10 protein-coding genes are annotated in these 8462 nt (G+C 71.6%); 6 read left to right on the forward strand and 4 right to left on the reverse strand.

Annotated features, from left to right (window positions below; genetic code table 11):
• The first annotated feature begins 98 nt into the window (after window positions 1-98).
• Genes F8279_RS16090 through F8279_RS16115 form a run of 6 tightly spaced genes read left to right on the forward strand, consistent with a single transcriptional unit; the run spans window position 99 to window position 6167 of the window.
• Window positions 99-512, forward strand: coding sequence for a GntR family transcriptional regulator (locus F8279_RS16090; protein ID WP_091414760.1), 414 nt, complete (start codon window positions 99-101; stop codon window positions 510-512).
• The gene (locus tag F8279_RS16095) at window positions 509-1417 is read left to right on the forward strand and encodes an ABC transporter ATP-binding protein (protein ID WP_091414762.1); all 909 of its coding nucleotides are present in this window, start codon (window positions 509-511) and stop codon (window positions 1415-1417) included. The genes F8279_RS16090 and F8279_RS16095 overlap by 4 nt, the downstream gene beginning before the upstream one ends.
• Window positions 1414-2478, forward strand: coding sequence for an ABC transporter permease (locus F8279_RS16100; protein ID WP_091414763.1), 1065 nt, complete (start codon window positions 1414-1416; stop codon window positions 2476-2478). Before F8279_RS16095 ends, F8279_RS16100 begins: the two co-directional genes overlap by 4 nt.
• A 49-nt stretch (window positions 2479-2527) precedes the next feature.
• Window positions 2528-2995 (forward strand): DUF4442 domain-containing protein, encoded by a 468-nt coding sequence (locus F8279_RS16105; protein ID WP_091414765.1) that lies wholly within the window; start codon window positions 2528-2530, stop codon window positions 2993-2995.
• A 47-nt stretch (window positions 2996-3042) separates the two neighbouring features.
• A complete protein-coding gene (locus tag F8279_RS16110) occupies window positions 3043-3795 on the forward strand; it encodes an HAD family phosphatase (RefSeq protein WP_091414768.1) in 753 nt (250 codons plus the stop codon).
• Complete coding sequence (locus F8279_RS16115; RefSeq protein WP_091414770.1) at window positions 3792-6167, forward strand: glycoside hydrolase family 65 protein; 2376 nt, start codon at window positions 3792-3794, stop codon at window positions 6165-6167. The genes F8279_RS16110 and F8279_RS16115 overlap by 4 nt, the downstream gene beginning before the upstream one ends.
• 42 nt (window positions 6168-6209) lie before the next feature.
• On the opposite strand, the gene F8279_RS16120 is transcribed toward F8279_RS16115, so the two are convergent.
• The 4 genes from F8279_RS16120 to F8279_RS16135 all read right to left on the reverse strand — a co-directional run.
• Window positions 6210-6389, reverse strand: a complete 180-nt coding sequence (locus F8279_RS16120; protein WP_091414773.1) for a hypothetical protein — start codon at window positions 6387-6389, stop codon at window positions 6210-6212.
• 61 nt (window positions 6390-6450) lie between these two features.
• Complete coding sequence (locus tag F8279_RS16125) at window positions 6451-6798, reverse strand: co-chaperone YbbN (RefSeq protein ID WP_091414775.1); 348 nt, start codon at window positions 6796-6798, stop codon at window positions 6451-6453.
• Window positions 6768-7160 (reverse strand): MerR family transcriptional regulator, encoded by a 393-nt coding sequence (locus F8279_RS16130; RefSeq protein ID WP_091414780.1) that lies wholly within the window; start codon window positions 7158-7160, stop codon window positions 6768-6770. Before F8279_RS16130 ends, F8279_RS16125 begins: the two co-directional genes overlap by 31 nt.
• 184 nt (window positions 7161-7344) lie before the next feature.
• Window positions 7345-8462 (reverse strand): right-handed parallel beta-helix repeat-containing protein (locus F8279_RS16135; protein ID WP_151500381.1); only part of this gene is annotated, 1118 nt, incomplete at its 5' end.

Below are 8462 nucleotides of genomic sequence, written 5' to 3' on the forward strand. Positions count from 1 at the left end.
ACCCGGAGTCGGCAGCCGTCGAAACGCCCTGCGGATGTTGCCATGTCGCTTAGCTGGTGTTCTACTGAACCATAACAATCTGACGGAGGGTCACCAGGGTGATCAACTTTCATGTCGACCGGTCCAGCAGCGTCCCCGCGTACGCCCAGTTGGTGCGGCAGGTCCGTGAGGCGCTGCGGATCGGGACGCTGCGCCCCGGAGACCAGCTCCCCACCGTGCGCAGCGTGGTGACCTCGTGCACCGTCAACCCGACCACCGTGCTCAAGGCCTACCGGGAGCTGGAGCTGTCCGGCCTGGTGGAGGCGAGGCAGGGGGCGGGCACGTTCGTCAGCGGGACGCTCGGTCACGCCGATCCCCACGTCATGGCCCGCCTGCGCGGCAGCCTGGCCCGGTGGCTCGGTCAGGCCCGGGAGGCCGGTCTGGAGGACGAGGACGTCCAGGCGTTGCTCGCCTCGGTGATCGCGGCGAACGCGACACCCGCGAGGAGAGAGAACGCGGAGGGCGCGGCGTGAGCGGCGAGCCGGTCGCCGTCGAGGCACGTGACCTGAGCCGGCGTTACGGCGCCGTGTGGGCGCTCCGGGAGTGCACGTTCGCGCTACCTGCGAACAGGGTCGTCGCGCTGGTCGGCGCGAACGGCGCGGGCAAGTCGACGCTGCTGAGCATCATCGCCGGCACCCTGGCGGCCACCGGCGGCACGGTGTCGGTGCACGGCCGGCCGGTGGTGCGGGGCGGGTCCGTCGACGGCGGTAGCCGGGTTGCGATCCTGGCCCAGGACAAGCCGCTCTACCGCGACTTCACCGTGTCGGACATGCTCCGCTTCGGCCGCTCGACGAACCGCGTGTGGGACCAGCGGCGGGCGCTGTCGTGGCTCGAACGCTTCGCCGTCCCGCTGGACCGGCGCTGCGGCAAGCTGTCCGGCGGGCAGCGGGCGCAGGTCGCCTTGGCGGTCGCGCTCGGCTCCCGCCCCGCGGTGCTGCTCCTGGACGAACCCCTCGCGAACCTGGATCCGCTGGCCCGCGTCGAGGTCACAGGCGAGCTGCTGGCGGAGGCCGCCGACGACGACATGACGGTCGTGCTGTCGACCCACATCGTCGCCGAGCTGAGCGGCGTCGGTGACCACCTGCTGCTGCTCGACGCCGGTCGGCCGGTCCTCATCGGCGACGTCGAGGAACTGCTCGACAGTCACGTCCGGCTGACCGGGCCCCGCGCCGACCAGCCACCCGGGCCGGGCACTGTCGTCCAGGCGCAGCACACCGGCCGCCAGTCCACCTTCGTCCTCCGGCGGCCGGCGGCACCGGCGGCGCACGCGGTCGTGGCGCCCGGCTGGACCGCCCGGCCCATCACCCTGGACGAGCTGATCCTGACCCACCTCAGAGCATCGGCCGCCGCGCCGCACGAGCGGGAGGCAGCCGCATGAGCCCGGTCCGCCAACTGTCCGCACCCACGAACCGCCGGAGCGACCCCGGGCACGCCGGGGGCGTACGCGGTCTGCTCTGGCTGACCTGGCGTCAGCACCGCTGGACGGTGATCGGCACGCTGGTCCTGGCCGTGGTCCTGGTGGGCTGGATGACCTATCTGTCAGCGGAGCTGACGAGCCTGTGGCACCAGTGTCACGAGACGTTCTGCGCGGAGGAGTCGCCACAGGGCCGGCGGCTCGGCGGTTCATCCAGCCTGGTCCTGACCCTGGCCGTGCTGTCGCAGGTGGTGCAGTGGATGCCGCTGCTGATCGGCGTGTTCGTCGGCGTCCCGGTGCTGACCAGGGAACACGAGCAGCGCACCCTGCTGCTGGCCTGGAGCCAGGACGTCTCCCCGCAGCGGTGGCTCTGGACCCGGCTGGCCCTGCTCGGCCTGTTCGTGGCGGCGGTGACCTCGGCCGTCGCCGGTGTCAGCGACCACCTGGAGCGACTCCAGGCCCGGGTGGCCCCGGTGAGCCTGTTCGAGTACGGGCCGTTCCTCAACACCGCGATGCTTCCGGCCGTGATCAGCCTCTGCTGGTTCGCGGTCGGCGTCGCGCTCGGCGCCGCGATCAGGCGCACGCTCCCGGCCGTGTTCGGCGTGATCGTGGGCTTCGTCGGCCTGAACTATCTCGTCCGGTGGCGCTACCCCACGCTGATGGAGCCGTTGACCGCGCACCGCGTCATCGGCGGGCCGGGCGTGGGCGTGCTGCGCGACAACGCCCTGGTCGTCGACGGCGGCATGATCGACTACGGGATCGACGGGCCGTCCGGCGCGTTCGACGCCTCCGGGCGTGAGCTCAGCGGGGTCGAGCTGCAACGACTCTGCCCACCCGACAACGGCAGTGGCCGGACGCTCGCCTGCTTCGTCGAGCACAACCTTCAGCAGCACCTCCAGTACCAGCCGGGCAGCCGGATCCCCGAGTTCCACCTGATCGTCGCCGGCGGCTACCTGGGCCTGACCGCGCTGGCGCTCGTCGTCGTCTGGTGGATCGTCCGCCGTACCGACCTCAGCGCGGGCTGACTGGCGGACCGGCCTTGCCGGTGTTGTTACCGGCGAGTAGCGTTCGGGCATGAGCATCGACTCTCGCCAGGTGGCGGCCGGTCTCCTCGACGCCGTGCCGTTCGCCCGCACGCTCGGGATCGAGTTCGTCGAGGTGGCGCCCGAGGCCGAGGGCGGGGTCCGGGCCGTGGTCCGGCTCCCCGACGACCCGGCGCACCACAACCACGTGGGCGGCCCGCACGCCGGGGCCATGTTCACGCTGGGGGAGACCGCCTCGGGCGCGGTTGTGCTGGCCGCGTTCGGGCAGGTGCTCGACCGGGCCGTACCCCTGGCCGTGACCGCGACCATCCGCTACCTCAAGGTGGCGGTGGGGCCGGTGCTGGCGACGGCGCGGCTCGGCGGTGTCCCCGCAGAGGTGCTGGCCGAGCTGGACGCCGGACGGCGGCCGGAGTTCCCGGTCGAGGTGGAGGTCCGCACCGAGGACGGCACGCTCACCTCCTCGCTCACCGTGATCTGGACGCTGCGCCCGAACCGCTGAGCCCCGAATGGTGTTTGCCCGGCGCGGGCTCTGGTTAGATTCAAGCGATGCTGGGCCTCCCCGCGCACGTGCGCGCTTGTCTCTTCGATCTGGACGGTGTGCTGACGCAGACCGCCAAGGTGCACAACGCCGCCTGGGCGGAGACGTTCGACGCGTACCTGCGGCGACGGTCGGCCGAAACCGGCGAGCCGTTCCACCCGTTCGACCCCGGACCGGACTACAACCGGTACGTGGACGGCAGACCGCGCGCCGACGGGGTGCGCACATTCCTGGCCTCGCGCGGCATCACGCTGCCCGAGGGATCGCCGGACGACCCGCCCGAGGCGGACACCGTCAACGGCCTCGGCAACCGTAAGAACGTCGTCCTGCTCCAGCAGATCGAGCAGCACGGCGTCGAGGTGTACGAGGGTTCGGTGCGCTACCTGGAGGCAGCCACCACGGCCGGGCTGCGCCGCGCGGTCGTCTCGGCCAGCGCCAACTGCGCCGCCGTGGTGCACGCCGCCGGGCTGGACCGCTGGCTGGAGGCCCGGGTGGACGGCGTGGTCGCCCGCGCGAGCGGGCTGCGCGGCAAACCGCACCCGGACACGTTCCTGGAAGGCGCCCGGCTGCTCGGCGTCGAACCGGCGCAGGCTGCCGTCTTCGAGGACGCCCTAGCCGGGGTGGCCGCCGGGCGGGCCGGCGGATTCGGGTACGTCGTCGGCGTCGACCGGGTCGGCCAGGCCGACGAGCTGCTGGCGCACGGCGCCGACGTGGTGGTCACCGACCTCGCCGACCTTCTCACCCCGGAGGCGGCCGCGTGATCCGGGAACGGGCGTACCCGGTCGAGCCCTGGCACGTCCGGGAGATGCAGCTCGACATGGACGTGCTGGCCCAGTCCGAGTCGGTGTTCGCGCTGTCGAACGGCCACATCGGGCTGCGGGGCAACCTCGACGAGGGCGAGCCGCACGGGCTGCCCGGCACCTACCTGAACTCCTTCTACGAGCTGCGCCCGCTGCCGTACGCGGAAGCCGGCTTCGGTTTCCCCGAGTCCGGGCAGACCATCGTCAACGTCACCAACGGCAAGCTGATCCGGCTGCTCGTGGACGACGAGCCGCTCGACGTGCGCTACGGCGAACTGCTCGCCCACGAGCGGGTCCTCGACATGCGCGCCGGCACGCTCCAGCGGGACCTGCACTGGCGCTCCCCGGCCGGCCGCGAGGTCAAGGTCCGCACCACCCGGCTGGTGTCGTTCACCCAGCGCTCGGTGGCCGCCATCCACTACGAGGTGGAGCCGGTCGACGGGCCGCTGCGCCTGATCCTCCAGTCCGAGCTGGTCGCCAACGAGTCGCTGCCGCCGCAGAGCCGCGACCCCCGGGTGGCCGCCGTACTGGAGTCGCCGTTGCAGGCCGAGGAGGAACTGACCACCGACGACGGCGGCCAGCTCATCCATCGCACCAAGGTCAGCGGGCTGCGGGTTGCCGCTGCGATGGGCCACGACGTCGACGGCCCCGAACGCACCACGATCGAGAGCGAGGGATACGAGGACTGGGTCCGCACCACCATCGGCTGCGTGCTCAAGCCCGGCCAGACGCTCCGGGTGGTCAAGTACCTCACGTACGGCTGGTCCAGCCGTCGCTCCCTCCCGGCGCTGCGCGACCAGGTCGGTGCGGCGCTCGCAGCGGCCCGGCTCGACGGCTGGGACGGCCTGCGCCGGGCCCAGCGTGAATACCTGGACGCGTTCTGGGACGCCGCCGACGTGCGCGTGGAAGGCGACCCGGAGGTGCAGCAGGCCGTCCGGTTCGGCCTCTTCCACGTCCTCCAGGCCGGCGCCCGCGCGGAACGGCGGCCGATCTCGGCCAAGGGCCTCACCGGCCCGGGGTACGACGGCCACGCGTTCTGGGACACCGAGATGTTCGTGCTGCCGGTGCTCACGTACACGCAGCCGGGAGCGGTACGGGACGCGTTGCAGTGGCGGTACGACACGCTGGCCCAGGCGCAGGAACGCGCCCGCACGCTGAACCTCGAAGGCGCCGCCTTCCCGTGGCGCACCATCGAAGGGCCGGAGTCGTCGGCGTACTGGCCGGCCGGGACCGCCGCGTTCCACATCGCCGCCGACGTCGCCGACGCGCTGCGCCGCTACGTGCTGGTCACCGGCGACGAGACGCTGGAACGGGAGATCGGCCTGGAACTGCTGGTCGAGACCGCCCGGCTGTGGCGCTCACTCGGCCACCACGACCGCGCCGGACGGTTCCACATCGACGGCGTGACCGGCCCGGACGAATACACAGCGGTGAAGAACGACAACGTCTACACCAACCTGATGGCCCAGCGGAACCTGCGTACCGCCGCCGACTGCGCGATGCGCTACCGGGACCAGGCGCTCGACCTCGGCGTCACCGAGGAGGAGGCCGCCGCCTGGCGGGACGCCGCGAACGACATGCACGTCCCGTACGACGCGGAGACCGAGGTGCACGAGCAGGTGGAGGGGTTCACCCGCTTCCAGGAGTGGGACTTCGAGCACACGCCGCCGGAGAAGTACCCGCTGCTCCTGCACTACCCGTACTTCGACCTCTACCGCAAGCAGGTCGTCAAGCAGGCCGACCTGGTGCTGGCCATGCACTGGCGGGGCGACGCGTTCAGCGCTGCCGAGAAGCTGCGCAACTTTGTCTACTACGAGCGGCGCACCGTCCGCGACTCGTCGCTGAGCGCCTGCACCCAGGCGGTGCTCGCGGCCGAGGTCGGCTACCTCGAACTGGCCCACCGCTACCTGCGCGAGGCCGCGCTGATGGACCTGCACGACCTCAACGAGAACACCCGCGACGGCGTGCACATGGCGTCCCTGGCCGGTGCCTGGATCGCGCTGGTGGCCGGGTTCGGCGGGCTGCGGGACCACGACGGGACGCTCTCCTTCGCGCCCCGGCTCTCCAGCCGCCTCAGCCGCCTGGAGTTCTCGCTCCAGTGGCAGGGGATGCGGTTGCGGGTCGACGTCCGGCCGCACCAGACGACGTACTCGCTGCGCAACGGCGGCCCGGACACAGTCGTGGAGCTGCGGCATCACGGCGAGCCGCTGCGGGTCACCTCCGCGCAGCCGGTCACCGTGGCGGTGCCGCCACCGGCACGCCCCAGCGGGCCGCAGCCGGAGCAGCCGCAGGGGCGCGCGCCGCTGATGCACCTGCCGGAACGCACGGACTGAGCGGCCCCGCCACGAGAGGCGGGACCGCTCGGTACGCGTACCTCAGAACTGGCGGCCGTTGGACGGACGCCCGCCGGCGTCGCGCGGCGCCGTGGCCCGCGGATCGTCGGACGTACGCGCCGTCGCGGCGCGGTCGGCCCAGTCCGGCGAGTCCTTCAGCTCCTGTTTACGGCGTTCCTGGTCGGTGAGTTCCTGTTCCCGGGACCTGTCCTGTTTCGCCATGACGATCCTCGCGATCGGTCGGGGTCCGTGGTCACCCCGCGCGTTCCCGCCCGGCAGCGGCTCAACCGTCCAGGTGCCGGGCGAAGCTGCGCCGCAGGTGGTCCTTCGGGCGGGAGCCGACGATCGAGCCGACCACCTCACCGCCCCGGAACACCAGCATGGTCGGCGCGGACATGATCCGGTGGGCGCGTGCGGTGGCCGGGTTCTCGTCGGTGTTGAGGGTGACGAAGCGCAGCGCGTCGCCGAACTCCTCGGCCAACTCGGCCAGGTGCTTCGACACCACCCGGCACGGCGGGCACCATTCGGCCCAGAAGTCCACCACCACCGGCCGGTCGGCGGCCAGCACGGCGGCCGCGAACGTGTCGTCGGTGACCGGGTTCAGCCGGCCGGTCCCCGTGTCCTGAGGCATGTTTCCTCCCGTTGGGCGATCGCGTGGGCGAGCTGGTCGTGCAGTCGGCGGCGGACGTCGCCGAGCCGGTCGAGGTAGTCGTCCACCTCGGCGAGCTTGCGCCGCAGCACCGCCACGGAATCGGGGCAGACGTCGCCGGAGTCGTTTCCGGCGCGCAGGCAGGCGACGAACGGACGGATGTCGTCCAGGCCGAACCCGATCGCCAGCAGGGACCGGATCTCGCGGACGACGCGCAGTTCCGCCTCGTCGTAGACCCGGTATCCGTTGGCGGACCGGTGTGGCCGGACCAGCCCGTGGGCCTCGTAGTAGCGCAGCGTGCGGGTGCTCGTACCGGCCCGCTGCGCCAGCTCCCCGATCCGCATCCGCCGCCCCCGTCCCTCTCTCTGCCGCTGACGCTAAACCTTGCCGCCGACGTCAACGCAACCCCGCACTTGTGCGCCCTTGCCGGGCTCCCCGCCGGCCTTCCCCGTCGATCATGAAGTTGGCGGCGTTGTGGATCTCGGAAAGTGCCGCCAACTTCATGATCGACCGGGTGGGCCCGGGGGGTCAGAGGGAGACTGCGCGGCCTCCCAGGGTTGCCGTTAGGCGGCCGTCGGTGGTGAAGGACCAGGCCAGAGCGCCGGAGTACGTGGAGCACCGGGAGCCGTTGGCGCCGGACCAGAACTGGTTCGAGCCGTCCACGTTGCCGACGGTCTTGTCGTTGGAGCCGCTGCCGGCGAAGCGGCAGGAGGTGTTGCTCCGGAAGACCGAGATGCCGGCGTCGAACGAGAAGTTGCGTTCGGTGTTGTCGATGCTCAGGTTGTTCGAGATCGTCATCGTGCCCGGGTTGCGGTTGTACGTGAACCCGTGCTTGCCGTTGCGGTACGCGATGGTGCGCCGGACGGTGTGGTTGACGGCGATGTCCTCGCCGCCGAGCTTGAAGCCGTTGCGGTCGCCGTTGCCGTTCTGCGTGCCGTTGCTCAGCGTGCCGTTGCTGTACGCGAGGGAGTCCTCGATGGTCACCGCGCCGATCGCGCCGGTGTCGGACTTGGTGTAGAGGTCCCATCCGTCGTCGATGTTGTGGTGCGACACCGCGTACCGGAAGACGTTGCCACCGCCGACGGTGAGCTTGGCCGCGAAGCCGTCGGCGTCCTCGCCGTCGGAGTCGGCGTTGTCGTGCGACTCCACGCTCACCATGAGGTTGTTCGCGGGCCACTGGTCGCGCGGCGTGCTGGAGGCGATCCGGGACAGTTGCAGACCGGTGTCGCGGTTGAAGCGGGTCACCGTGCGCTCGATGATGTTGTTGCTGCCGCCGACGAAGATGCCGTTGTCACCGGCGCGTTCGACCACGAGCCCGCGCACGTGCCAGTACGAGGCGTTCAGCGCCAGTCCCCGGTTGGCCGGGTCCTCGGTCATCGCCGAGAAGTTCAGGATCGGCGTCTCGCCCGGGTAGGCGTACAGGTTCTTGCGGGCGCTCGACGTGCCGTTGTTGCCGGCGGCGACGGTGACCGTCTGGGACAGGTTGTACGTGCCGCCGCGCAGGTAGATCGTGCCGCCCGCGCCGACCCGGGTGATCGCCGCGGCGATCGTGGTGGGGCTGGCCTGGGTGCCGGCGGCCCCGGCGGTGCCGTTCGGCGCGGCGTAGATCGCACCGCCGGTCGGCGGCGGGGTGCTGGGCGGAGGCG

Origin of the sequence: Micromonospora sp. AMSO1212t (assembly GCF_008868145.1) — a bacterium.
GTDB classification, from domain to species: domain Bacteria; phylum Actinomycetota; class Actinomycetes; order Mycobacteriales; family Micromonosporaceae; genus Micromonospora; species Micromonospora tulbaghiae.